General features: G+C 65.3%; 23 protein-coding genes. 11 read left to right on the forward strand and 12 right to left on the reverse strand.

The annotated features are described in order from the left end of the window. Positions 1-62: 62 nt before the first annotated feature. Positions 63-1,586: an acyl-CoA synthetase gene (locus tag BFL43_RS13955; protein WP_084893128.1), complete on the forward strand. Its 1,524-nt coding sequence runs from the start codon at positions 63-65 to the stop codon at positions 1,584-1,586. 81 nt (positions 1,587-1,667) lie between these two features. Beyond that, a complete protein-coding gene (locus BFL43_RS13960; RefSeq protein WP_084893161.1) occupies positions 1,668-2,153 on the forward strand; it encodes a PPOX class F420-dependent oxidoreductase in 486 nt (161 codons plus the stop codon). A gap of 12 nt (positions 2,154-2,165) precedes the next feature. On the opposite strand, the gene BFL43_RS13965 is transcribed toward BFL43_RS13960, so the two are convergent. From BFL43_RS13965 to BFL43_RS13975, 3 genes are read right to left on the reverse strand one after another with little or no spacing between them, the layout of a single operon-like run. Next, entirely contained in the window at positions 2,166-2,912 is a 747-nt protein-coding gene (locus BFL43_RS13965) for a DUF429 domain-containing protein (RefSeq protein ID WP_084893129.1), read from the reverse strand. A 3-nt stretch (positions 2,913-2,915) separates the two neighbouring features. Continuing rightward, positions 2,916-3,323, reverse strand: a complete 408-nt coding sequence (locus tag BFL43_RS13970) for a carboxymuconolactone decarboxylase family protein (protein ID WP_084893130.1) — start codon at positions 3,321-3,323, stop codon at positions 2,916-2,918. Positions 3,324-3,354: 31 nt separating this feature from the next. Continuing rightward, complete coding sequence (locus BFL43_RS13975) at positions 3,355-4,593, reverse strand: citrate synthase (RefSeq protein WP_084893131.1); 1,239 nt, start codon at positions 4,591-4,593, stop codon at positions 3,355-3,357. A gap of 100 nt (positions 4,594-4,693) precedes the next feature. On the opposite strand from BFL43_RS13975, the gene BFL43_RS13980 reads away from it, so the two are divergent. The 6 genes from BFL43_RS13980 (at position 4,694) to BFL43_RS14000 (ending at position 9,458) form a co-directional block, all read left to right on the forward strand. Next, a complete protein-coding gene (locus tag BFL43_RS13980; protein ID WP_084893132.1) occupies positions 4,694-5,818 on the forward strand; it encodes a citrate/2-methylcitrate synthase in 1,125 nt (374 codons plus the stop codon). 114 nt (positions 5,819-5,932) lie between these two features. Next, positions 5,933-6,844 (forward strand): ABC transporter ATP-binding protein, encoded by a 912-nt coding sequence (locus BFL43_RS13985; protein WP_084893162.1) that lies wholly within the window; start codon positions 5,933-5,935, stop codon positions 6,842-6,844. 4 nt (positions 6,845-6,848) lie between these two features. Next, entirely contained in the window at positions 6,849-7,691 is an 843-nt protein-coding gene (locus BFL43_RS13990; protein WP_240498253.1) for an ABC transporter permease, read from the forward strand. Next, positions 7,643-8,728 (forward strand): histidine kinase, encoded by a 1,086-nt coding sequence (locus tag BFL43_RS13995; protein ID WP_168176638.1) that lies wholly within the window; start codon positions 7,643-7,645, stop codon positions 8,726-8,728. Before BFL43_RS13990 ends, BFL43_RS13995 begins: the two co-directional genes overlap by 49 nt. Continuing rightward, positions 8,725-8,850, forward strand: a complete 126-nt coding sequence (locus BFL43_RS29770) for a hypothetical protein (RefSeq protein WP_276206111.1) — start codon at positions 8,725-8,727, stop codon at positions 8,848-8,850. Before BFL43_RS13995 ends, BFL43_RS29770 begins: the two co-directional genes overlap by 4 nt. Then, a complete protein-coding gene (locus tag BFL43_RS14000; protein ID WP_143695312.1) occupies positions 8,847-9,458 on the forward strand; it encodes a response regulator transcription factor in 612 nt (203 codons plus the stop codon). The genes BFL43_RS29770 and BFL43_RS14000 overlap by 4 nt, the downstream gene beginning before the upstream one ends. Positions 9,459-9,482: 24 nt before the next feature. Here the strand turns inward: BFL43_RS14000 and BFL43_RS14005 are convergent, their stop codons facing one another. From BFL43_RS14005 to BFL43_RS14015, 3 genes are all read right to left on the reverse strand, one after another. After that, positions 9,483-9,920, reverse strand: coding sequence for a DoxX family protein (locus tag BFL43_RS14005; protein ID WP_084893135.1), 438 nt, complete (start codon positions 9,918-9,920; stop codon positions 9,483-9,485). 96 nt (positions 9,921-10,016) lie between these two features. Continuing rightward, the gene (locus BFL43_RS14010) at positions 10,017-10,970 is read right to left on the reverse strand and encodes an alpha/beta fold hydrolase (protein WP_084893136.1); all 954 of its coding nucleotides are present in this window, start codon (positions 10,968-10,970) and stop codon (positions 10,017-10,019) included. Positions 10,971-11,077: 107 nt separating this feature from the next. Further along, positions 11,078-11,455, reverse strand: a complete 378-nt coding sequence (locus BFL43_RS14015) for a helix-turn-helix domain-containing protein (protein ID WP_084893137.1) — start codon at positions 11,453-11,455, stop codon at positions 11,078-11,080. Between the two features lie 125 nt (positions 11,456-11,580). On the opposite strand from BFL43_RS14015, the gene BFL43_RS14020 reads away from it, so the two are divergent. Beyond that, a complete protein-coding gene (locus BFL43_RS14020; protein WP_084893138.1) occupies positions 11,581-12,438 on the forward strand; it encodes an SDR family oxidoreductase in 858 nt (285 codons plus the stop codon). On the opposite strand, the gene BFL43_RS14025 is transcribed toward BFL43_RS14020, so the two are convergent. The 3 genes from BFL43_RS14025 to BFL43_RS14035 are packed head-to-tail and all read right to left on the reverse strand — an operon-like array spanning position 12,428 to position 16,485. Continuing rightward, positions 12,428-13,171 carry a hypothetical protein gene (locus tag BFL43_RS14025; RefSeq protein ID WP_143695313.1) on the reverse strand — a complete coding sequence of 248 codons (744 nt, stop codon included), beginning with the start codon at positions 13,169-13,171 and terminating at the stop codon, positions 12,428-12,430. The genes BFL43_RS14020 and BFL43_RS14025 overlap by 11 nt on opposite strands. Further along, the gene (locus BFL43_RS14030) at positions 13,168-16,074 is read right to left on the reverse strand and encodes a DEAD/DEAH box helicase (protein WP_143695314.1); all 2,907 of its coding nucleotides are present in this window, start codon (positions 16,072-16,074) and stop codon (positions 13,168-13,170) included. The genes BFL43_RS14025 and BFL43_RS14030 overlap by 4 nt, the downstream gene beginning before the upstream one ends. Positions 16,075-16,086: 12 nt before the next feature. Further along, positions 16,087-16,485: a VOC family protein gene (locus BFL43_RS14035; RefSeq protein ID WP_143695315.1), complete on the reverse strand. Its 399-nt coding sequence runs from the start codon at positions 16,483-16,485 to the stop codon at positions 16,087-16,089. Between the two features lie 208 nt (positions 16,486-16,693). Here BFL43_RS14035 and BFL43_RS14040 point away from each other — a divergent pair, with 208 nt between their 5' ends. Further along, positions 16,694-17,446: an isocitrate lyase/phosphoenolpyruvate mutase family protein gene (locus BFL43_RS14040; protein WP_084893140.1), complete on the forward strand. Its 753-nt coding sequence runs from the start codon at positions 16,694-16,696 to the stop codon at positions 17,444-17,446. Between the two features lie 75 nt (positions 17,447-17,521). On the opposite strand, the gene BFL43_RS14045 is transcribed toward BFL43_RS14040, so the two are convergent. Further along, complete coding sequence (locus BFL43_RS14045) at positions 17,522-18,637, reverse strand: PQQ-dependent sugar dehydrogenase (protein WP_084893165.1); 1,116 nt, start codon at positions 18,635-18,637, stop codon at positions 17,522-17,524. Positions 18,638-18,825: 188 nt separating this feature from the next. On the opposite strand from BFL43_RS14045, the gene BFL43_RS14050 reads away from it, so the two are divergent. Continuing rightward, positions 18,826-20,562, forward strand: a complete 1,737-nt coding sequence (locus tag BFL43_RS14050) for a sodium:proton antiporter (protein ID WP_084893141.1) — start codon at positions 18,826-18,828, stop codon at positions 20,560-20,562. A 4-nt stretch (positions 20,563-20,566) separates the two neighbouring features. Here the strand turns inward: BFL43_RS14050 and BFL43_RS14055 are convergent, their stop codons facing one another. Then, the gene (locus tag BFL43_RS14055) at positions 20,567-21,508 is read right to left on the reverse strand and encodes a D-isomer specific 2-hydroxyacid dehydrogenase family protein (RefSeq protein ID WP_240498254.1); all 942 of its coding nucleotides are present in this window, start codon (positions 21,506-21,508) and stop codon (positions 20,567-20,569) included. Further along, on the reverse strand, positions 21,505-21,969 hold the full coding sequence (gene rnhA / locus BFL43_RS14060; protein WP_084893143.1) for a ribonuclease HI: 465 nt from the start codon (positions 21,967-21,969) through the stop codon (positions 21,505-21,507). The genes BFL43_RS14055 and rnhA overlap by 4 nt, the downstream gene beginning before the upstream one ends. Positions 21,970-22,015 lie beyond the last annotated feature (46 nt).

Genomic DNA, 22,015 nt, shown 5'->3' on the forward strand with positions numbered 1-22,015 from the left:
AACGTACGTCGAGATCGGCGAGTGCTCCCGCCGTTACTAGGAGTTCCTATAAAGTTTGGGCCATGAGTTCACTACTGCGGGCCAGCACCGTCGACGGTGTATTACGGAGATCCGCCGCACAGTTTCCGGACCGCACTGCGCTCCGGTTCGGCGATCGATCGTGGACGTACTCCGAACTCGATGCAGCAGTGACGCGGGCCGCCGCGCACCTGCTGTCTCTCGGGTTTGTCGGTGGCGACCGGATAGCGGCCTACGGCACCAACTCCGATGCCTATGTGATCGGGTTTCTCGCCTGTGCACGTGGAGGTTTGATCCACGTCCCCGTCAACTACGCGTTGAAGGAAGGGGAGTTGACGTACCTGATCCAGAACTCCGGCAGTCGCGCTGTACTGGTCGACCCTGCGCTGCGGGGGAACCTGACGGTTGTCGCGGACGAGCTGGGGATCGACCAGGTCATCACCTTGCGGGACGAGGAGGGGTCACTCCTCGATGCGGTGTCGGCAGGGGAGGTGCCGGTGGTGTCCGCCGACGTCGACGAATCAACGTTGGTGCAGCTGCTGTACACCTCGGGAACCACCTCGAAGCCCAAGGGCGCCATGATGACCCACGGTGGCATGGTGGCCGAATACGTGTCGTCGGTGATCGCGCTGTCGTTCACCGCGGCTGACAACCCGCTGATCGCGATGCCGCTGTACCACTCTGCGGGAATGCATGTGTTCATGCTCCCGTACCTGGCGGTGGGCGCGACTGTCAGCTTGATGGAGACCCCGAACATCCCTGAGATCCTGCGGCTGATCGAACAGGAGAGGATCGGCTCCCTGTTCCTGGCGCCGACGGTGTGGGTGCCGCTGGCCGGGCATCCGGACCTCGATACCCGGGATCTGTCGTCGCTGACGAAGGCACAGTACGGCGCCTCGATCATGCCGGTGACGGTGCTGGGCCGGCTGCGGGAACGCTACCCGGCAATCAAGTTCTACAACTGCTTCGGCCAATCCGAAATCGGTCCGCTGGCAACGGTTCTGCAGCCGGAAGATCACGCCGAGCGCCCGGCTTCCTGCGGCAAGGCGGTGTTTTTCGTCGAGACTCGTGTCGTCGACACGGAGGGCAACGACGTCCCTGACGGGACCGCCGGTGAGGTGCTCTACCGTTCGCCTCAGCTGTGCCAGGGTTACTGGGACAATCCTGACGCGACTGCAGAAGCATTCCGGGACGGCTGGTTTCACTCCGGCGACCTGGTCACGCGTGATGCCGAGGGCTACATCACGGTGGTCGACAGGATCAAGGACGTGATCAACACCGGCGGCATCCTCGTGGCCTCGCGTGAGGTTGAAGACGTGATCTACACCCATCCAGGGGTCGCAGAGGTCGCGGTGGTCGGAACCCCGGACGACAAGTGGATCGAGGCGATCACCGCGGTGGTCGTGCTGCGCTCTGATGCCGGTGAGGTCGCGGCCGAGGACCTGATCGCCCACGTCAAAGAGCAGATCGCTCCGTTCAAGGTCCCCAAACGCGTTGTGTTCGTGGACGAGCTTCCGAGGAACCAGAGCGGAAAGCTGTTGAAGCGGGAGTTGCGGGCGGAGTTGTAGATTTCCGCGCGCTGGGCCTCACGATGTCGGAGGCGGATTCGGGTAGACGGTGGCCAATACACCGCGGCTAGGGTGGACGGCATGGCCCGCACAGTTGCAACGAACACCGACGTCGATCTCGCTGCCCTGCTGGATTTCATCCGGCCGCGGCACAAGATGCTGCTCAGCACCGTCCGAAAAAACGGTGGCCCACAGCTCTCGCCGGTGACCGGCGGGGTCGATGACCAGGGGCGCATCGTGATCTCGACGTACCCGGGTCGCGCCAAGGCCAACAATGCGAGCCGGGACGAGAACGTCAGCGTCTGCGTGGTGTCAGATGATTGGAATGGTGCCTGGGTGCAGGTCGACGGCACCGCGGAGGTCCTGAACATGCCAGAGGCCGAGGACGCCTTGGTCGACTACTTCCGCAGCATCTCCGGCGAGCATCCCGACTGGGACGAGTACCGGGCCGCAATGCGATTGCAGAACAAGTCGTTGATTCGGGTGACCCCGACCAGATGGGGACCGTTGGCAACCGGTGGTTTCCAATCCGACATAGCCGCCAAGCTGGACTCGCAGGACGGATAGCGTCTCGAGCCCTCAGCTGGGCGCCAGCGCTCCCAATGGTTGGTTGGGCACGTGAATCCAGCCTTCGCGTTCGGCTACGAGCGTGCCCGCCGCATCGGGCAATTCGGTCATACCGAGCGCCGCTGCGCGCGCGATCATTGCGGTGACCACCGCGTCGAAGGCGTCGTCACTGACAGTGCACAACGCACGGTGGGGCCCGAAATCGAGCCAGGGTGCGAGATCGCACAGATCGTCGATGAGCCGGGCGAGGACCTGGTGGTTGGTCTTTCCCTTGTACCGGTTGTGGCTCAATCCCCAGATCTTCAGCGCCGCAGCCGGGTACGCCTCGACCGCGGTGCCGTTCACTCGGCCGGCGTCGAATCCGGGGTCATCGGCCCGGGCGAGTAGGCGGACCGCCCTCAGTGCGACGTAGGCGATGCGGTCGGCCGACACGCTCAACGGGACCAAACCCGTTCTGGCGCGTACCCATTCATCGGTCATCCGCCGTACGAAGCGAGTGACGCCGGGTTCGGTGAACAACTCGTTCTCGCTCGCGCTGTCGTAGATGTGATGTGCCGACACCACGTCGACAAAAGCATCGGGCCAGCCGAACGGCGCATCGATGCCGGTCCGGTCGGCGGCACGCAATGCGTCCAGGATCATCTCGTCGGTGACCGTGGTGCGGACGTCGATGACCGTCGCACCGGCAGGAGACCAGTCGAGCGTCGCCATCGCGGTGCGCTCGGGCTGGGAGGCCAGATCGATGCCGAGGGTGCGCATCGGTCAGTCGGCAGGGGTGTTGTCGAAAACGTCTTGGACTATCCGCATGGCCGACATCGCGGCCGGGGCGCCGCAGTATCCGCTGGTATGTATGACCGCTTCGGTGATCTCAGTGCGGGACAGTCCGTTTCGAAGTGCTCCTCGTACATGCCCGGCGAGTTCCTCGTGCGCTCGCAACGCGGTCAGCAGGCCGATGTTGAGCAGGCTGCGATCTCGTCGCTCGAGGCCGGGCCGGGTCCAGACTCCACCCCAGACCAGGTCGGTGATGGCCGTCTGCACTGCTTCGGATTCGGTGCCCCGCGTCCGAGACAGGGCCCTGTCGACGAACTCGTCGCCCATCACCTCACGGCGCACCCGGAGTCCGGGTTCGTAACGCGAGCGGCTGTCGCCGGTGGTGTCATCAGAAGTCATGCTGTCAATCCTTCCACGGTGTACGGACGGTTCACGGCCGCACACCGACGTACACGCCCTCGGGGCGAAAGCGCAGCCGCGGTTCCTGATATTCCTCGAGCGCGTGGGCCACCCACCCGGCGATGCGAGCCAGCGCGAAGATGGTCTCGGCGGCATCCGGACCCATCTCGAACCGCACAGCCAGTGCGGCCAATGCCATGTCCGAGTTCATGAAACCCGCACCGGCGCGCACCAACGGCGGACGCAATTCATCGAGGGCGCCGGCCACAGCGGGATCGCCACCGGTGGTGGCCTCGAGCATCGCGAACAGGGTCTCTGCGCGAGGGTCGCAATGCTGGTAGACGACGTGCCCGCAGCCAGGAATCGGTAGGCCTGCGGCGGTGTAGGGAGCGAGTGCGTCGACAGGGTCCCGGAGCGCTGCTGTGAGGAAGCGATAAGCCTGTGTCGCCGCGCCACCGTGCAGCGTCCCGTCGAGGGCACCGAGGCCGGCGCTGATCACCGAATAGATGCTTCCGCGTGCGCTTGCCGCGACCCGCGCAGCGACAGTGCCGGCAGACAGGTCGTGATCGGCGAGCAGTACCAGCGCGGCATTGAGTACCCGGACACGTCTGGGGTTGGCAGGAACCTCGGTGAGCCGCGGCCAGAGCTGTGCAGCAAAGCTGGTGCCCCGGACGGGACGATCGTCGAGAACGGGAAGAGCGCTGAGCGAGTTGGCGTAGATGTCGCGGGTCCGGGCCACGACGTCCACGGGTGCGTTCTGGTGGCGGAACCTATCCCGGGAGCCGAGGACATCCACCACGATGCGGATGACGTCGATGCGGCGATCCTGTGCGCGACGAAGACCGTCGATCTGTCGAAAAGCTTTTGCCGACAGCAGTTGTGGTTCCCGTTCGGGGCGCACGTCCCACAGTAGTTCCGTGACTTTCTCGAAGTCGCGTTCAGCAGCGAGGACGGTGGCATCCTGACCGCGGTAGTAGAGGCGGTCATCGTCGATGAGTGTGATGTGGGTACGGATTCGCTCGACCATCCCGGCCGGCGGCCTGCTCACCGACCGCCGCGTGAGTGCATCGACATCGTCGACGAGGAAGACGCTTCCGCGCACACCGTCGATCCGCCCACTGGTGAGGTGACCACGACTGACGTAGGCGTACACCGTCTGTGGTTTGACCCCGAGCATTCGACAGACCTGAGCCGTGGTCAGGTAGTCGCGGCCGTCGTGGCGAAGCGGTGTGGTGGGGCCGCGTCGGCGCCCAGTGGATGTACCAGGCATCTCTCCTCCTCGGACATTGATTTGATCAACATTGACACACATCAGTCCCTGGGTCGAATGTTTCTGTAGGACAACGTCAGAACATGGATCGGAGAATGCGATGTCGATGATGGTGGCACCACCGGGTTTGAGCAAGGTCGTGGTGGCCGATACGAAGGTCGGCGATGTCAACGGAGATGAAGGCTTCTATCAATACCGGCAGTACTCGGCCATCGAGCTCGCGACCAGCCGGAGTTTCGAAGAGGTATGGCACCTCTTGGTGTACGGCAGGCTTCCCGATCCCGGCGAACTGGCCGCATTCTGCGCCGCGACCAGAGCGCTCCGCACCATCCCACCCGAGCTGACGTCGCTGCTACGGACGGTGGCCCTCGCCGGCGGCGAACGCCAGTTGCTCGCCGGCTTGCGGACGATCCTGTCGGCCACCGCACTCACGCGTCACAGCCTCCCTATGTGGGATTCGAGCCCAGAGCAACGGGTTGCCGACGCGTTGGCCGTCGCCGCCGTCACCCCGACCATTCTCGCCGCGCTGCATCGAATCCGAAGCGGAGAAGATCCGGTTTCGCCCCGCGACGATCTGTCGACCGCGGAGAACTGGCTCTACTGCCTGTCCGGGAACGAACCCGAGCCCGGGGCGGCGCGGGCCATCGAGCAATACATGATCGCGACGATCGACCACGGTTTCAACGCCTCGACATTCACCGGCCGGGTCATCGCTTCGACGGGTGCCGACGTGGTCTCCGCGGTCTGCGGCGCGATCGGGGCATTTTCCGGTCCGTTGCACGGCGGTGCTCCGGACCGGGCGCTCGATGCGCTCGACGAGATCGCCGAGGTCGGTGATGCCACCACCTGGGCCAAAGAACAGCTGGCGCAGCGCAGCCGGATCATGGGCTTCGGTCACGCCGTGTACCGAACCACCGATCCTCGCTCGGACATGCTGCGCGACATCGCGATCGATCTTGGTGGCCCTCTGGTCGACTTCGCGGTGCAGGTGGAGAAGGACGTCGTCGCAGTCCTCGCCGAGGCGTACCCGGACCGAAGTCTTTACGCCAACGTCGAGTTCTACGCCGGTGTCGTGATGGACCGATGTGGGGTGCCGCGGACGATGTTCACACCGACCTTTGCGGTCAGCCGAGTCGTCGGCTGGTGCGCGAACATCCTCGAGCAGGCCGAGGACCGGAAGATCATCCGGCCGAGTGCCAGGTACGTCGGCCCGCCCGTGGTGTGAGCTCGCCGAGACCGTCGCGCGCAGTCCGACCATTGCACGCATCCACCGATCGGTTGATCCACCTCTGACCGGACGGATGATGTGACCCGCCCCGCCGGCCGCAAGGCTGGACACATGGCAATGATCACCGTGCAAAACCTACAGAAGTCGTATCCCGGCAAGGTCGCGGTCGACGGGATCTCACTGAGCGTCGACGAAGGCGAGATCTTCGGAATACTCGGTCCCAACGGCGCAGGCAAAACCACCACAGTCGAGTGTGTCGGTGGACTCCGTCGACGAGATGGCGGGTCCATCCACGTGGGCGGCCACGACCCGGCAACCGAGCCGACTGCGCTCCGAAAGATCTTGGGTATCCAGTTGCAGCAGAGCCTGTTGCCGGAGAAGGTCACCGTCCGCGAAGCGGTGGACCTCTATGCGTCGTTCTACGAACGCCCCGCCGACCCCGCAGAACTCATCGAACGGCTCGGCCTCGGCGACCGTCGCACCACCTACTTCTGTCGATTATCCGGTGGGCAGAAGCAGCGGTTGTCTGTAGCGCTCGCACTGGTCGGGCGGCCCCGGGTGGCCATACTCGACGAACTCACGACCGGGCTTGATCCGCAGGCCCGCCGCGAGGTCTGGGCACTTCTGGAGGACCTCCGATCGACCGGGGTGACGATCCTGTTGGTGTCCCATTTCATGGAGGAAGCGCAACGACTGTGCGATCGGGTCGCGGTGATCGACCGCGGCCGGGTGGTCGCCCTCGACACCCCCGACGGTTTGGCCGCCGCGACGCTCGTCGAGAATCGCATGAACTTCAGGCTGTCCGAGGAGATCGATCTCGGTGTGCTCGGTGCACTCGGCTCGGTGCAGACGATCTCCGAGCACGCCGGACGCGTGTCGGTGGTCGGGTCCGAGTCGGTGATCTCCGATGTCCTCGTCGGGCTGTCCCACGCCGGTGTTCGTGCCGACGGTCTGCGCATCGAGCAGTCGAATCTCGAAGACGCATTTGTCTCGTTAACCACCCAGCAGGCGCCGGGAGCGTGATGACATGACCACCTTCACTCCGACACCCACCGCGCAGCGTTCGCACCTCACCGGGCTCAAAGCGATCTTGCACAGCGAGGTGCGCCTACTACTGCGGAGTCCGGCCCTGCTCATCTGGGTGGCGATCTTGCCGGTGGCGGCCTCGATCGTCCTCGCCGCCATTCCGGCGACTCAGAATGCCGTCCCAGAGGCAGGCGGACTGAGCTGGTTCACCATGTACCAACCCGTGCTGATCATGTTCTCGACGATGCTGCTGAGCGCGCAGATCTTGCCCGACGTGCTCACCCGGTATCGCGAGCAGGGAATCCTCAAACGGCTACGGACCACGCCGGCGTCGCCGGTCTCGCTCCTGGGCGCACAGGTACTCATCACCTTTGTCGTCGAGGTCGTGGTGATGGCCATCATTGTGGTGATACCTGCCGTGATCGGCGCGCCGCTGCCACAGAACATGATCGGATTCCTGATCGCGTTCGTTCTGTCCGCGCTCTGCATGATGGCCATCGGCATGGTGCTGGCCAGCGCATTCCGCAGTGCCAAGGTTGCCGGGGCGGTGGGGACGGTGCTCTTTTTCGTGCTTCAGTTCTTCGCGGGCCTGTGGCTACCGCAGGCCACGATGCCGGACTGGTTGCGGACGATCTCGGACCTCACTCCGACGGGTGCGTCCGTTGCGACGATCACCGATGCGGTGAACGGCGGATGGCCGGATCTGCTCCACATCGGTGTTCTCCTGGCAGGTCCGGGGTCCTGGCAATCGCCGCAGTCCGTCTCTTTCGCTGGGAGTAGTGGAAAATGGACTCCATGTGCGACTCCACCGTTGCAGAGACTCGCAACGAGCCCAGGGCACTGAACTGGCACATGATCGACGCCGAGCCGGTGATGTTGACCTGGGTGCCGGGAGTGTTGCTGGTGGCCTCGTTCGGCGTCAGCTTGATGGCCGGATTGTCGAGCTCGGGATCCGCGCTGATCGCGATGGCGGTACTGAGTGTGGCGGCGTTCGGTGTCCACCTCTCGTGGATCCGTGCGCGGACACTCGCGGTCGGGCCTCGCATCCTCGTGTTCGCGGCGCAGCTGGGCCTGACCGCTGCCCTGGTCTGGTTCAGCCCGTTCTACGGCATCTACGGTTTCATCGCGTACATCACCGCGATGCTCTTGTTCGACGGCGCCGCGTTGGTGGTCGCGTTCTGCGCGATAGCGCCGATACAGGCTGCGTCCCAGATCGGCGGGTTCAAGCAGATCCCCTCCGCTCCAGGTGCTTTCGTTGCCCTGCTGGTGGTCAACGCCGCGATCGTCATCGTGGTGCAGTGGCTCGGAACCCGCCGAGCACGCGAGATGAACGAACGTGAGATTGCGCTCCGCAAACTCGAAGAGGCACAGCAGCGCAACGCGGAACTGCACGACCAACTACTCGAGAGAGCCCGCGAGCAAGGCGTTCTCGAGGAGCGGGCACGGTTGTCCCGCGAGATCCATGACACCGTTGCGCAGGATCTCGTCGCCATCGTCAGCCAACTCGAGGCCATCGAGCCGGGCGATGTTGCCGCGGAGCGCGTCGAGACCGCCAAACGACTGGCGCGGTCCGGGTTGGGGGAGGCGCGGCGAGCGGTGGATGCATTGAAGTCGCCGATGCTCGATGGTCAGCCGTTGTCGGTTGCTCTCGCGGATGTGGTGCATGCGTGGTCCACAGTCAATGCGATCTCGGCGGACGTCCAGATCGAGGGTCACCCGGTGTCTACCGAAGACGATCAGAATCTACTACGCATCTGCCAGGAGGCACTGTCGAATGTGTCCAGACATGCTGCGGCCAAGATGTTTCAGTGGGGCTGTCCTATGTCGACGAGGGCGTCATCCTCGACATTCGAGACGACGGCACAGGCTTCGATCCGATGAGCGTCACGGAAGGAAACGGATTGCGTGGGATGCGCGAGCGGATGCGGGGTTCGGGTGGGACGGTCGAGGTCGACGCCTCGATCGGATCCGGATGCGTCGTCAGCGCGGTGGTGCCGGCATGATCACTGTCATCGTCACCGATGATCACCCCATCGTCCGCGACGGCGTGATGGGAATGCTCAAGACGGACAGCGGTATCGAGGTGGTGGCGGAAGCGTCGTCGGGGCCGGAAGCGGTAGCGCAGGTCGGCCGCCACGACCCCGACGTCGTGCTCATGGATCTTCGGATGCCCCGCGGCGACGGCGTCGCAGCGATCACCGAGATCCGGCGTACACGTCCCACCCGGCCGGCGATCCTTGTGCTGACCACCTATGACACCGATCGTGACATTCACAGCGCGATCGATGCCGGTGCCAACGGGTACGTGCTCAAGGCCCTCGGACGACAAGAGTTGATCCAAGCCGTCATCGATGCAGCGGCCGGGCGGAGTGTGCTGGCGCCTGCCGCGGCAGAGAGCCTGATGTCGCGAAGGCAGGAAGATCAACTCACCGGTCGGGAGATCGAGGTGTTGCAGCAGATCGCGGCCGGCGGGACCAACCGCTCGGTGGCGCAGCAGCTTGTGGTTAGCGAATCGACCGTGAAAACTCATCTGCTGCACATCTATTCGAAGTTGAAGGTACGCGACCGTGCCGCGGCGGTTCGCGTCGCCTTCGAAAAGGGTCTGCTGTGACCGTCGCGGCAGGGTGCCGGTGGCTCAGTTGCGGGTCAACGGAAGGATCGAACGGACGGTCTCGTTGCGAAGCCACAGTCCGGCCCACACGATGGCACCGGCGAGGATCGGCATGAACGCGCCCGCGGCGAAGGACTCTTCGGAGACCATCAGTGCGGTCACCGCGCCGCCGAAATAGCCGGTCAACAGTACCGCGCCGAGAATTGCGGTGCGCGGGAAGAGATACAGGGCAAGGCATCCCAGGAGCACCAGTCCCATGGCGAGGATGTCACCATCGGTGAAACCGAGGTCGTAGGACGCATCTTTGACGCCCTGCGGCATCAGGATGTGCGAGATGGCGTCGGCGAGAAGTAGCGCACTGATGATTCCGGTGACGATCCAACCGGCCAGGTGTGCCCGGCGGCTGATCACGGGGGTTGAAGTCGGTGCAGCGGTTGCTTCGTGGTTGGCGGCGGTGGTCATGATCGCTCCTTTGTCGATGGTGTTGTCAATGGAGACCAGCGACCGCGAAAAAACTCATCGGCGTCGCGACTACCTCGGGACGCTCGACTGAAAAGCTCAACCGGTGAAGGGCAGGGCCAATTCGCAGGGCACCGCGCGCGGATGCTCGGGATCGAGGGCGTTGAGCACGAACGTGGCTGCGCGTCGCGATCCGGCGATGCCCGCGTGCTCCGAATAGTCCTGCGAGCAACCGTCCTGCACGACGATGTTGGTGGAGTTCGCGGCCCGCAGAGATCCGCTCGTGTAAGGGACGATGAGCTCGTCGAAGCGAGTCATGATGTTGGTGTAGGTGATGTCCGGATCGAGGATGCCGCCCGCCTGCAGCCTTTTCATCATGTCCGATCCTTTGGCCATCTGAAGGCAGGCCCCGCAGAGCAATCCGATGGTGTCCTGCTGGAGTTGATCGATACCGAGGGCTTTCGCGTATGCGGTCAGTTCGCCCGCGGCGGCCACGTTGGTGCCGTTCCACAACGGTGCCAGCGAGATGTACTTGTCGACCTTGTCGGCGCCGCCGAGGAACTTGATCCAGTAGGTCGGCATCAGGGTGCCCTGTGAATGGCCGACGATGTCGACCTTCTTCGCGCCGGTGGACTTACGCACCCGGTCGACGAACGCGGACAGCTCCGCGGCGCTCTTCTCGATGGGACCGAAGCCGCCGATCGCGCTGATCGGCCAGGGTGCGCCGGGAATCGTTCCGTAGTTGAGCGTGTAGACGCAGTAGCCGTTGTTGGCTAGGAGCGGGACGTAGGTGCCCCAGTTGGTCTGGGCGCCGCCGCCGGTACCGTGCACTAGCACCACTGGCTCCGGGTGTTCGGGCGACGGCTTGCAGTTCCAGTCGTTGGCCCCCGGCAGCGAACCACCGGGGTTCGCCAGCTCGTTCGGGATACCGGCGAAGAAGTTGTAGGTCACGGGTAGCGGATCTTTGGCGGCCGCGGGAGCCGTGCCGAGGACGGTTCCGACGCACAAAAGTATCGAAGCGATCACCACTCCGACCGCCCGCGCCTGCCGCATCCTGCTCCCGCCGATGAACCCGCAACTGATTACTACTGCATGCAAGTTAGCCGGAGCCAGAATCTCCGCGCTACGGATTCGCAGATTCGATCCCAGACCGTGACAGGTCAGCGGCTGTCGTACCGATTCCGCGAAGCGTAGACGTCGTCCATGTTCGACTGCACGACCTCGATCAACCCGACGAGACGATCGGCGACCTCACGCCCGAGTGGGGTGAGGTCGTATTCCACCTTGGGTGGAATGGCCTCGAGAACCGTGCGAGTGATCATGCCGTCGCGCTCGAGATTCTGGAGGGTTTGCGAGAGCATCCGTTCGCTGACCCCATCTACTCGTCGCCGGAGCGCGCTGAACCGATAGCTGCCCTCGCCGAGGGCGGCGAGCACGAGAATGCCCCAACGCCCAGTGACACCTTGCAGTGTTTCGCGCGAGGAACAGTCCCGGGCGAATACATCTGCCTCGAGTGAACTGCTGGTGTCCTCGGTCATTCATCCACCATAACGCAGCGATGACCTGCTTGGTTACCGAATGGGTTGCGCTTACTAATAGTAAGTGCATACTGTTGGAGAAGCGCAACAGCGAACTCTGTAATCAATCGAATTGGAGCACCGCCATGACCACAGCGATAACCGGAGCCACCGGACAACTCGGCAGTCTTGTCATCACCGATCTTCTCCAGCGGGGCGTTGCTCCCGGTGAGATCGTCGCGATCGTCCGCGACAACGCGAAGGCGGCACCACTTGCAGACAAAGGTGTCACTGTTCGCGTCGCCGATTACAGCGATCCGGCAGCGTTGAAGTCCGCACTCGACGGCGTCGACAAACTGCTGCTCATCTCCGGCTCCGAGGTGGGGCAACGGGTTCCCCAGCACACCAACGTCATCGAAGCCGCCGAGGCGGCCGGCGTCTCGCTGATCGCGTACACCAGTCTGCTCAAGGCCGATTCGAGCGGCGTTTCCCTGGCGCCCGAGCATCTGGCCACCGAAGAACGACTGGCAGCCTCGTCGATTCCAGCGGTGCTTCTACGCAACGGCTGGTACTGGGAGAACTACGGATCGGCGCTGCCCCAGGCCATCGAGTCCGGAACGCTCTACGGCGCGGCGGGCAACGGTCGGCTGGCAGCGGCCTCCCGCGCAGATTTCGCGGCGGCAGCAGCTGCTGTCCTGACGCTCGACGACCAGGGTGGCAAGACCTACGAACTCGGCGGCGACGAGCGGTTGACGTACGCAGAGTTCGCGAAGATCGTCGGTGAGGTCGCCGGTAAGGACATCGCGTACGCCGATCTCTCTGAGAGCGACTATGCCGCAGCGCTGGCGGGGGCAGGCCTTCCAGAACCCGTCGCGACGATGCTCGCCGGAGCGGATGCAGGTATCTCGCGCGGCGAACTCGACACCGATTCGGGAGATCTGCAAACGCTGATCGGCCGACCCTCGACCCCTGTGGCCGACGTCATCAAGGCCGCTATCGCGTGATCCGGGCGTAGAGCTCGGCCAGTTCGTCGATCGCCTGGGCCACATCCATCGCGGCGGCACCGGACCGTCGCAGCGCTGCCGACAGGGCAGTGGTGTCGAGTTCGGACAGGACGTCCAGCGGCGGCGGGTGTGGCAGTCCGGGCAATTGGCGGCCGTCGCCGTAGAAGTCGACGTCCGAGGGTGCCGGGGCGTCCGCCGGCTGCGCGTCGGGACGGCTGGCACCGTCGCGCAGATGGGCCAGCAGCAGCGGCAGGTCCGCGCCCATGATGGTCAACAGGGTCGCCGGATCCTTGTCGATCGACGCGGCCAGCTCGTAGCTGACGGCCAGGACGTGAATGCAGCGGTCGTCGTCCACCGGGCAGTTGCATTCGGTGCGTATGTCCGCCGAGTCCGCAGGAATCACCAGCGACCCCAAGAAGTCTGGTTGCTTGCCGCGGGTCACCGAGACGAGCTCGTCGGCTTTGCCCCGTTCGCGGAGCATGGAGACCACCGTCGCCGGATCAGCCGGGCCTGCCTCGATCTCGACCTCGAAGGGATCAAGCTGGCTGCCTTGCACCAGCCCCGTCACGCGGCCTGATCTGACGACCAGGTCTATGACGTTGCGGTCGCGAAAGTAGGTGCGGGCCTTGGTGATCTTGCGCAGCTCGGCGGGGCTCTCCACGGCCAGCAGGAACCCCTTCGACCACGGCGAGAGACCGTAGCCGCGGGGCGCGGGCTTCTTCTTCGCACTCACTCGCTCACCGCCTCGTCACTCAGGCGCATGAGTTCGTACAGCTCGTCGTTATCGGAGGCCGCGAGCCAGCTCTCGCCGGTGGCCACGGTGAGGTCGGACAGTTCACGTTTGTCGCGGATGAGCTGGTCGATCCGTTCTTCCAGGGTGCCGACGCACACGAACTTGCGCACCTCGACCCGGCGTTGCTGCCCGATCCGGTAGACGCGGTCGGTGGCCTGGTTCTCCACGGCGGGATTCCACCAACGGTCCAGGTGAACAACATGATTGGCCGCAGTCAGGTTCAGGCCGGTGCCGCCGGCCTTGAGCGATGCGAGCATGACCGGTGGGCCGTCGTTCTCACTGAACTCGGTCACCATGGTGTCGCGCGCGGATCGGCTGAGGCTGCCGTGCAGGAACGAGACCCCCGCGCCGATGCGGTCGGCCAGCCATGGCTGCATCATGTCGCCAAAGGCCGTGAACTGAGTGAAGACCAGCGCGCGCTCGCCGTCGGCGACGATGTTCTCGAGCATGTCGGCCAACAACTCGACCTTGCCCGAGCGGTGCTCGTTCCGACGCATGATGGGTGAGCCGTCACCGAGGTAGTGCGCCGGGTGATTGCAGATCTGCTTGAGGCGAGTCAATGCCGCGAACACCGTTCTGCGCCGCTCACTCCCGCCCTGAGGGTCCTCACCCTTGCCCAAGGCGTTCATCAGGTCGTCGATGACCGCCCGGTAGAGCGCAGCCTGTTCGACCGTGAGGTTCGCGCGTACGGTCAGCTCCGTCTTCTCAGGGAGGTCGGAGATGACGGCGGGGTCGGTCTTGACGCGGCGCAGGATGAACGGCGAGGTGACGGCATTGAGCCGGCGCACTGCGCCCTTGTCCCGCTCGCGTTCGATGGGTTCGGCATAACGCGACTTGAACGTCGACGCGGTGCCGAGCAACCCGGGGTTGACGAGATCGATGACCGACCGCAGATCCTCCAGCCGGTTTTCGACGGGAGTGCCGGTGAGGGCAATCCGGTGTCGGGCGGTGAGAGCGCGCACCGCCTTGGACTGCGCGGTCGCGACGTTCTTGATGTGTTGCGCCTCATCGACGACGAGGCGGTCCCACGTCATGGGGCTCAGCATCTTCCGATCGCGAGAGGCGATGGCGAAGGTGGTGATGACGACATCGGCCCGAGCTGCTGCAGGACCGAAATGTGGCTGGCGCAGCCGAGCCGGACCGTGATGGATCAGCACCGAGGTGTCGGGCGCGAATCTGGCGATCTCCCTTTCCCAGTTGCCCACCACCGACATCGGACAGATCAGCAGCGTGGTGCCCGATTCCTCGGCAGGATCGGCGGCTTCCGCTTCGCTCCGCATCAGGGCCAGCACCTGGATGGTCTTGCCCAGACCCATGTCGTCGGCGAGGACCGCCCCGATGCCCAGGGAACTGAGATGGCGGAGCCACTCCATACCGCGCTGCTGGTAGGGACGTAGTTCGGCCTTGAGTGAAGTCGGGGCAGCCAGAGCAGGCGGTGCCATCCGGCCGACACGTTTGATCTCGTCGAGCCAGGACAGTCCGTCGACCTGGGTCACCGGCAGTGGCAGCCGGTCGTCACCGTCGGTGACCAGGTTGAACAGTTCGCCCATGTCCGCGGGCTGACCCGATTCGGCAAGGGCGCGTTGGGCCTGGATGAAGGAAGCCGACCGTGAGAGCGCGGAGTTGTCGGCCCGGATCCACTTGCCGCGGACCTTGACCAGGTCTCCCTTCTGCCGCGCCAGCGCATCGAGTTCGGAGGCGTCGAGCACGTCCTCGCCGAGCGCAAGTTGCCACTGGAAGTCTCGTATCTCGCCGAGCCCGACCATGACGTTGCGCTGCCTCGAACCGCCTTCCGGCTTCCCCCGCAGTGCGAGCGTGGGACGCACATGCGCGATCGAGCGGGGAAGGAGTACCTCGAAGCCGGCCTCGGCCAGGGCTGCGACGCCGGTGTCGAACAGGCTCAGCACGACGTCGGTGGTGAGTAGGAAGTCCAACGAATGATCATCGTGGAGCGCGGATTTCAGATCGGGGAACGCGCGTACCGCACGGGCGACGTCGGTGGTGATCTGATCGATCTCGTGGGTGTCGAGACGGCGGAGTTCGACCGGTTCGTCCGGACGGTCGAGGGTGCGCCTGCAGACTTGCAATCGCCAGCGGGTGTCTTCGTACTCGAACTGCTCCGCATCGTCGCCTTCCTCTCCACCCGGCTCGTTCAGCCGCAGGACCAGCGCCGATTCGCCCTGTCGCAAACCGTCGGCCCAGTTCGCCCACGCCGATGCCGCCGACGCGGCCTTGTCCGCTGACATCGCCGGTGCGTCTGTGTCGGGGAGCAGGGCGCGCACGAAGGAAGAACGTACGGACGACGGCCGGACCTCGGTACAGCTGTTGCGGCACAACTGGTCTGTGATCGCACCGCAGAAATCCATGATCGCGGTGGATTCCCCGTTGTCGAGGATCACCGGGGGCGCCGCCGCGACGGCTGTGGACAGCCAGTTTCGCCAGCTCGCAGTCGTCAGGGGTGCCCAGCGCACCGCCCACTCACCGGCCACCCAGTTCACCGACGGCGCGATGGCCCCAGACCGCACGAATCGGTCGGTGGAATCGACCAGGAATCGGTAATAGCGCAGTTCACCGCCGACCTCGTCCGGTGAGTCGATCGATTGGAGCAGTTCGACGGTGGCCGCGGGGCCGAGGGTGAGTGAGGCGATGTCGCGGCGCAGCGGCCCGGGGCCGGCCAGTGCGATCGTGCGACGCAGCGCCCGTTTACCGATCGCGGCCTCGATCGGTGCGGGCAGACCGTCGGGAACCCGATCAGTGCACGGCTCACCGTCGGCGTCGGTGAACCACAGTGACAGACCTATGCCCGAGCGCCACAGAGCATGCGCGGCGGGGGTCTCGGTCACTGGTTCATGGTGTCAGGTGCGGGGGCAGCTGACACAGAACAGGTTGCCCTCCGGATCCGCCATGGTCGTCCACTCCACCCACGGGACCTCGTCGAGGACGTCCCACTTGCGGACGGCACCCAGCGCCTGGACCCGTTCGACCTGTTCCTCCCGGCGGCCGGTTTCGGTACTCAGGTCGAGGTGGATCCGGCCCGGGCCGGACGAAATGTCGTTGCTCTGGTGGCAGAACAGCGGAACCCCACCCGGGGCCGCCGAGACGTATACGAAGTCATGGCCGTCGCCGCCCGCCACCTCGCCACCGAGAACGGAGATCCAGAACGCGGCGAGTGTCGCCGGGTCGGCCGCCGCGAAATTGACGGCACCGATCGTCATCGTCGAGACGGGCGCGGATGGTGTGGCGGCATCGGTCATGCGACGACGATAGGCCGAGGTACCGACATCGCCGGTCGCTCGCGGAATGCTCCGCACGTACGCAGCCGCTCCCGTTGAAACCGGCTCGTACGTGTGCAGGCCGCGCGAATTGTTCGGGTCAGCACGTTCCCGCGTCGAATACAAGAATTCATTGGCCGATGTTCCAAACCATGGAATGTCTGGGTCATCCGGCGTAGTTGTGGGAGACATGACTGATCTCTCAAGCAAGGCAAAGACGCTGCTCGAACTCCATCAGCCAGGCAACCCGGTGATCCTGCCGACGGTGTGGGACGCATGGTCGGCGAACCTCGCCGTCTCCGCGGGTTTCACCGCACTGACCGTGGGCAGTCATCCGGTGTCCGACTCGATCGGCAAGCCCGACAACGAGGGCATCACCTTCGACGAGCTCACCACCCGCATCAAGCAGATCACCGACGCGGTCGACGTCCCGATCTCGGTCGACATCGAGTCGGGGTACGGCGAAAATCCCAAGCGGCTCATCGAGGGACTGATCACCGCGGGCGCGGTCGGCCTCAACATCGAGGACACCGTCCACAGTGAAGGTGGCCGCCTGCGCGAGGGCCAGGAGCATGCCGACTTCGTCGGTGCTCTGCGCGCCGCGTCGGATGCCACGGATGTGCATGTGGTCATCAACGCCCGCACCGACTTGTTCGTCAAACAGGTCGGCGACGAGTCCGACCGTGTCGAGCGGGCCATCGAGCGGCTGAAGCTGGCTGCCGCGGCGGGGGCCGATGTGCTCTACCCGGTCGGCTTCCACACCGACGAGGTCCACAAGCGGCTCACCAGTGAGCTGCCGTTGCCGGTCAACGCCATCGGACATCCGGTGAGCAACGAGAAGTCGGCGCTGGCCGCTCTCGGGATCGCCCGGGTCAGCTTCGGCCCGCTGTTCCAGCTGGTGCTGGCCGAGCGCGCGAACGACGTCCTGGCCGCCTGGAAGTAGCCCCGATGATGTGCCCTTTTGGCGGACCCCACCTGGGGTTTTCTTCGCCAAAGGGGCACATTTTCGGTGTTTGCGTCAGCCGAGCTCGACCCGCTTGATCCGGTCATCGCCGTCTTTCGGATCGCCGCGTCCGTCGGTGTTGTTGGTGAGGAACCACAGCGACCCGTCGGGCGCGACCGCGACATCGCGCAGGCGGCCGAACTCACCTGCGTAGAGGTCGTCGCCGCCGGCCGGATCGCTGACCGGGACGGCGCGGAGGCGTTCGCCCTTGAGGTTCGCGATGTAGATGGTGTCCCCGGCGATCGTCATCCCACTCGGGCTGGCGTCGTCGGGACTCCACTGCTGAACGGGATCGACGAAGACGTTGTCGCCGCTCACATCGCCATTCATCCCCTCGACCTGCGGCCACCCGTAGTTGCCGCCGCGGGTGATGACGTTGAGCTCGTCCCACGTGTCCTGGCCGTACTCGGACGAGAACATCGTGCCGTCCGCGGCCCACGCCAGACCCTGCACGTTGCGATGGCCCAGCGACCACACGGGACTGCCCGGGAAAGGGTTGTCCGCCGGAACCGACCCATCAGGGTTGATCCGCAAGATCTTTCCGGACAGACTGCCCAGATCTTGCGCGCTCGGCCGGTTCTGGGCGTCGCCGGTGCTGATGTAGAGCATGCCGTCGGGCCCGAACGCGATGCGCCCACCGTTGTGCGTGCGTCCGCCGGGGATGCCCGCGATCACTTCCTCGGGTGCGCCGAGGCCGAGAGTGCCTGCAGACCCGGTCAATGGGTAGCGCACGACCCGATTGTCACCGTCTGCGGCGGTGAAGTAGACGTAGAGATCTCTGTTCTGGACCCCCAGCCCGAGGAGGCCGCCCTCGCCGGCCGGGGCCACGTCTCCAACGGCTCCGACGACGCGGGTCGAGTTGCCGGTCACCTCGAGGATGTCGCCGGAGTCGCGTTCGCTGATCAGTGGGGTGCCATCGGCGAAGACGATCGACCAGGGTGCATCCAGTCCGGTGACGAGGTCTTCGGGAACCGCGTTGCGCTGTACCGCCGGTGGGGCAGCGGACGACGAGTAACCCGGCGGATACGGGGTCCCAGACGTCGTCACCGGGCTGCTTCCGGAATCGCTGCCGCACCCGACTATCAGGGTTGCTCCGGCTATCGACATGATCAGTCCGGTTCTGTTTCGCATGACCACCTTCGGTGAGAGATGTCCGTTTCCGACCGTTATCGAAAACGGTACGCGAAGCGCTCCGGCCACCTCTCACAGCGAATTGACGGCGGGTCACATCTCACCGGTGGATCAGATGCAGGACGATGGGGGCGACAGCGGACCGGTCACGGCAGTAGAGGAGAGGCGCCAGTGGTGGAGACGATCGCGTGGAGCTGACTCTCGTCGGAGTGGTCGCGATCATCGCGGTCGTCGCAGTGGCGGTCTTCGCCGGACGGCTCGGTGTCGCGGCCCCTCTGCTCCTGGTGATCGTCGGCGTCGGGCTCAGCTTCGTGCCCGGAGTCCCGGACCTCGAGGTCGAGCCGGAGCTGATCCTCGCCGGGGTGCTGCCCCCGCTGCTCTATTCGGCCGCGGTCAACATGCCCGCCCAGGACTTCCGCCGCAACTTCAAACCGATCAGCGCGCTCGCGGTGGTGCTCGTCCTGGTCACGACCGTCGGGACAGGCTGGTTCTTTCACGCGCTGATTCCCGACATCGGCTGGCCGGCGGCCTTGGCATTGGGTGCGGTGATCAGCCCGACCGACGCCGTTGCGGCGACCTCGATCGGCAAAAAGCTCGGCTTGCCCTCGCGGGTGGTCGCCGTGCTCGAGGGTGAAGGGCTGGTGAATGACGCGTCCGCACTGGTGTTGCTCCGCTCGGCGGTCGCTGCCCTGGGCGGCACGGTCACCCTGTGGGGCGTCGCAGGCGACTTCGTCTTCGCGGTGCTGGCAGCCGTGGTCGTCGGTGCGATCGTCGGCTACGTGAACGTGCGGATCCGTGGTCTGCTGAACGATTCGGTGCTCACGACGGCAATCTCGTTGGTGGTGCCGTTCGTCGCCTACATACCTGCGGAGGAGGTCGGCGCCTCGGGAGTGCTCGCGGTGGTGGTTGCGGGACTGATCACCGGGCACCTGGGATCGCGGTATCTGCGGGCGCAGGATCGGCTCGCGGAGACGACCAACTGGCGCACCCTCGCGTTCTTGCTCGAGGGCGCGGTGTTCCTGTTCATGGGGATGGAACTCAAGAAAGCCGTCGAGCAGGTGCAGGAGAGCGAGTTCAGCACCTGGACCGCGGTCGCGATCGGTCTGGTCGCCTCTGCCATCGTGATCGCGCTCCGGATCGCCTTCGTCGGCCCGATGGTCGGTTTGCTCCGACGCGACACCCGGCGCGCATCCGACGCGGTGGGGCGGCTCGACGAGATCCAGGCCCGTCTCGACGCCCGAGAGCCCGATGAACGGTTCACCCAACGTCGGCTGGACTACATGGAGACGCGCGTGGCGCGCGTGTCCGCCGATCTCGCGTTCCACCTCAACGAGACGCTCGGGTGGCGCGGCGGGGTGGTGCTCGGGTGGGCCGGGATGCGAGGTGCGATCACGGTCGCCGCCGCGCAGACCCTGCCCCAGGACACCCCGCACCGACCCCAGCTGATCCTGATCGCGTTCGTCGTCGCAGCGACGACCCTGTTGCTGCAGGGGTTCACGCTCCCGAGCGTGATCCGGATGGCGAAAGTGGCCCCGGACGATCCGGAACGGTTACGCGACGAGTACTCACAGCTGGTCACTGAACTGCAGGACGCCGCGTCGCAGGCGCTGGTCGACCCAGCGGTGCTCGGTGGGGTGGGTGAATCGATACCGGACGTGGTGATCGATCTGGTGCGGGCCGACAGCATCGTCGGCCGGGTCAAATCGAGCCGCGAAGCCGCGGACGAGAACGCTGCCGACGCCAACAAGCGAGGCCGCGCGCAATACTTCGCGCTGCGGCTGCTGGTGCTCGCCGCCGAACGCGAGGCACTGCTCAAGGCGAGGAAGCTCGGTGTGTACAGCTCGCAGTCACTGACTCACGCGCAGAACCTGCTCGACCTCGAAGAAGCCCGACTCGAACAGCTCAGCGACGACGAGTCGGAGTGAGCAGTCAGTAGCTGGCGTTCGGGTCCACCCTGGCGAGCATGTCGTCGCCACCGGCCGCGAATCGTCGCAGGTTCTCGCCGACCCACGGCGCCAAGGCTCGTGTGAGGCCCGACGACGGATTCGCCACGTGCGGGGTGATGATCACGTTCGGCAGATCCCACAGCGGATTGTCGGCAGCGGGTGGCTCAGGATCGGTGACATCGAGTGCGGCGCCCGCGATCTCACCGTCAACCAGGGCCCGGTGCAGGGCATTCTCGTCGACGAGTGGCCCGCGGGCGACGTTGATCAGCCACGCGTGAGAGCGCATGGCGGCCAGAGCCTTCGCGTTGATCAGGTGCCGGGTCTCGTCGGTGGACGGCGCCGCGAGTACGACGTGGTCGCACCGCGACCACACCTCGTCGAGCCGATCGAACGGCAACGTCTCCATCGCGCCTTCGACATCGCGCCCGGAACGGTTCACCGCGATCACGGCGGCGCCGCACGCGGCCAGCCTCGGGATCAGTGACCGGGCGATACCGCCTGCGCCGACGATGGCGACCGTCGACCCGTGCAGTGAGCGCACCGATGTGTCCACGGCGTCCTTGTCCCAGCGCGTACGTACTGCGGTGTTGATCTGCCGAAGACCCGTCAGGAGCAGGGCGAGGGCGTGTTCGGCGACGTTCTCGGCGTAGAAGCCCGACGCGTTGGTCCAGATCCGCTTGTCGTCGAGCAACCCGGCGTTGAGAAACGACTCGATCCCGGCCAGGCGCAGCTGCACCCACTCGATGTGATCGGGGAGCGGCTCGGGGAAACCGGCCACGTCACCCGTCCAGACCAGAACCCGGGCGTCGTCGAGCCCGGTCAGCTCGCCTCCCGCTGTCAGGATCGCCTCGGAGATGTACGGGTCGGTGTCGGGCAACAGGGCGACCGGTATCAACCCGCCGGATGTCGGTTCGGCGCCGGTCACACGGGCTCCTTCAGGGTGCGCGCCGCAGAGGTCGCCAGTTCGTCGGCGATCTCGTTGTATTTGTCGCCCGCGTGACCCTTGACCCATCGCCACTCGACGTCGTGCCGCTCGCACTGGGCGATGAGTTCGCGCCACAGTTCACTGTTCTTGACGGGCTTCTTGTCCTTCGTCTGCCAACCGTTGGCCTGCCAGCCCGCGGCCCACTTCATGATGCCGTTCCGGACGTAGGTGCTGTCGGTGTAGAGGATCACCGTCGACCGCTTGGTGACGGCCTCGAGGCCCTTGATGGCGGCGGTGAGTTCCATCCGGTTGTTGGTGGTCGCCGGTTCCGGTCCGGAGATCCGCTTTTCGTGGTTCTTGTATCGCAGGACGGCACCCCAACCGCCGGGACCGGGATTGCCGAGGCATGCGCCGTCGGTCGAGATCTCGACCGGAATGGTCACATCGTTGTCGTCCGCCATGGCGAGAAGGCTACCGTCGCCTCAGGACAAGATGGAGGAGGCGGGT

It is taken from the genome of Williamsia sp. 1135 (assembly GCF_002095395.1).
In the GTDB taxonomy this organism is placed as follows: domain Bacteria; phylum Actinomycetota; class Actinomycetes; order Mycobacteriales; family Mycobacteriaceae; genus Williamsia.

Excerpts from the sequence above, each read along its gene's own strand:
- BFL43_RS14020 (WP_084893138.1), top strand. The coding sequence starts at position 11,581 with ATGACCACAGCGATAACCGGAGCCACCGGACAACTCGGCAGTCTTGTC.
- BFL43_RS14040 (WP_084893140.1), top strand. The coding sequence starts at position 16,694 with ATGACTGATCTCTCAAGCAAGGCAAAGACGCTGCTCGAACTCCATCAG.
- BFL43_RS13990 (WP_240498253.1), top strand. The coding sequence starts at position 6,849 with ATGACCACCTTCACTCCGACACCCACCGCGCAGCGTTCGCACCTCACC.
- BFL43_RS13960 (WP_084893161.1), top strand. The coding sequence starts at position 1,668 with ATGGCCCGCACAGTTGCAACGAACACCGACGTCGATCTCGCTGCCCTG.
- rnhA (WP_084893143.1), bottom strand. The coding sequence starts at position 21,969 with ATGGCGGACGACAACGATGTGACCATTCCGGTCGAGATCTCGACCGAC.
- BFL43_RS13985 (WP_084893162.1), top strand. The coding sequence starts at position 5,933 with ATGGCAATGATCACCGTGCAAAACCTACAGAAGTCGTATCCCGGCAAG.
- BFL43_RS14015 (WP_084893137.1), bottom strand. The coding sequence starts at position 11,455 with ATGACCGAGGACACCAGCAGTTCACTCGAGGCAGATGTATTCGCCCGG.
- BFL43_RS29770 (WP_276206111.1), top strand. The coding sequence starts at position 8,725 with ATGAGCGTCACGGAAGGAAACGGATTGCGTGGGATGCGCGAGCGGATG.
- BFL43_RS13955 (WP_084893128.1), top strand. The coding sequence starts at position 63 with ATGAGTTCACTACTGCGGGCCAGCACCGTCGACGGTGTATTACGGAGA.
- BFL43_RS14000 (WP_143695312.1), top strand. The coding sequence starts at position 8,847 with ATGATCACTGTCATCGTCACCGATGATCACCCCATCGTCCGCGACGGC.
- BFL43_RS13975 (WP_084893131.1), bottom strand. The coding sequence starts at position 4,593 with ATGCCTGGTACATCCACTGGGCGCCGACGCGGCCCCACCACACCGCTT.
- BFL43_RS13995 (WP_168176638.1), top strand. The coding sequence starts at position 7,643 with ATGTGCGACTCCACCGTTGCAGAGACTCGCAACGAGCCCAGGGCACTG.
- BFL43_RS14005 (WP_084893135.1), bottom strand. The coding sequence starts at position 9,920 with ATGACCACCGCCGCCAACCACGAAGCAACCGCTGCACCGACTTCAACC.
- BFL43_RS13980 (WP_084893132.1), top strand. The coding sequence starts at position 4,694 with ATGTCGATGATGGTGGCACCACCGGGTTTGAGCAAGGTCGTGGTGGCC.
- BFL43_RS13965 (WP_084893129.1), bottom strand. The coding sequence starts at position 2,912 with ATGCGCACCCTCGGCATCGATCTGGCCTCCCAGCCCGAGCGCACCGCG.
- BFL43_RS14010 (WP_084893136.1), bottom strand. The coding sequence starts at position 10,970 with ATGCGGCAGGCGCGGGCGGTCGGAGTGGTGATCGCTTCGATACTTTTG.
- BFL43_RS14045 (WP_084893165.1), bottom strand. The coding sequence starts at position 18,637 with ATGCGAAACAGAACCGGACTGATCATGTCGATAGCCGGAGCAACCCTG.
- BFL43_RS14035 (WP_143695315.1), bottom strand. The coding sequence starts at position 16,485 with ATGACCGATGCCGCCACACCATCCGCGCCCGTCTCGACGATGACGATC.
- BFL43_RS13970 (WP_084893130.1), bottom strand. The coding sequence starts at position 3,323 with ATGACTTCTGATGACACCACCGGCGACAGCCGCTCGCGTTACGAACCC.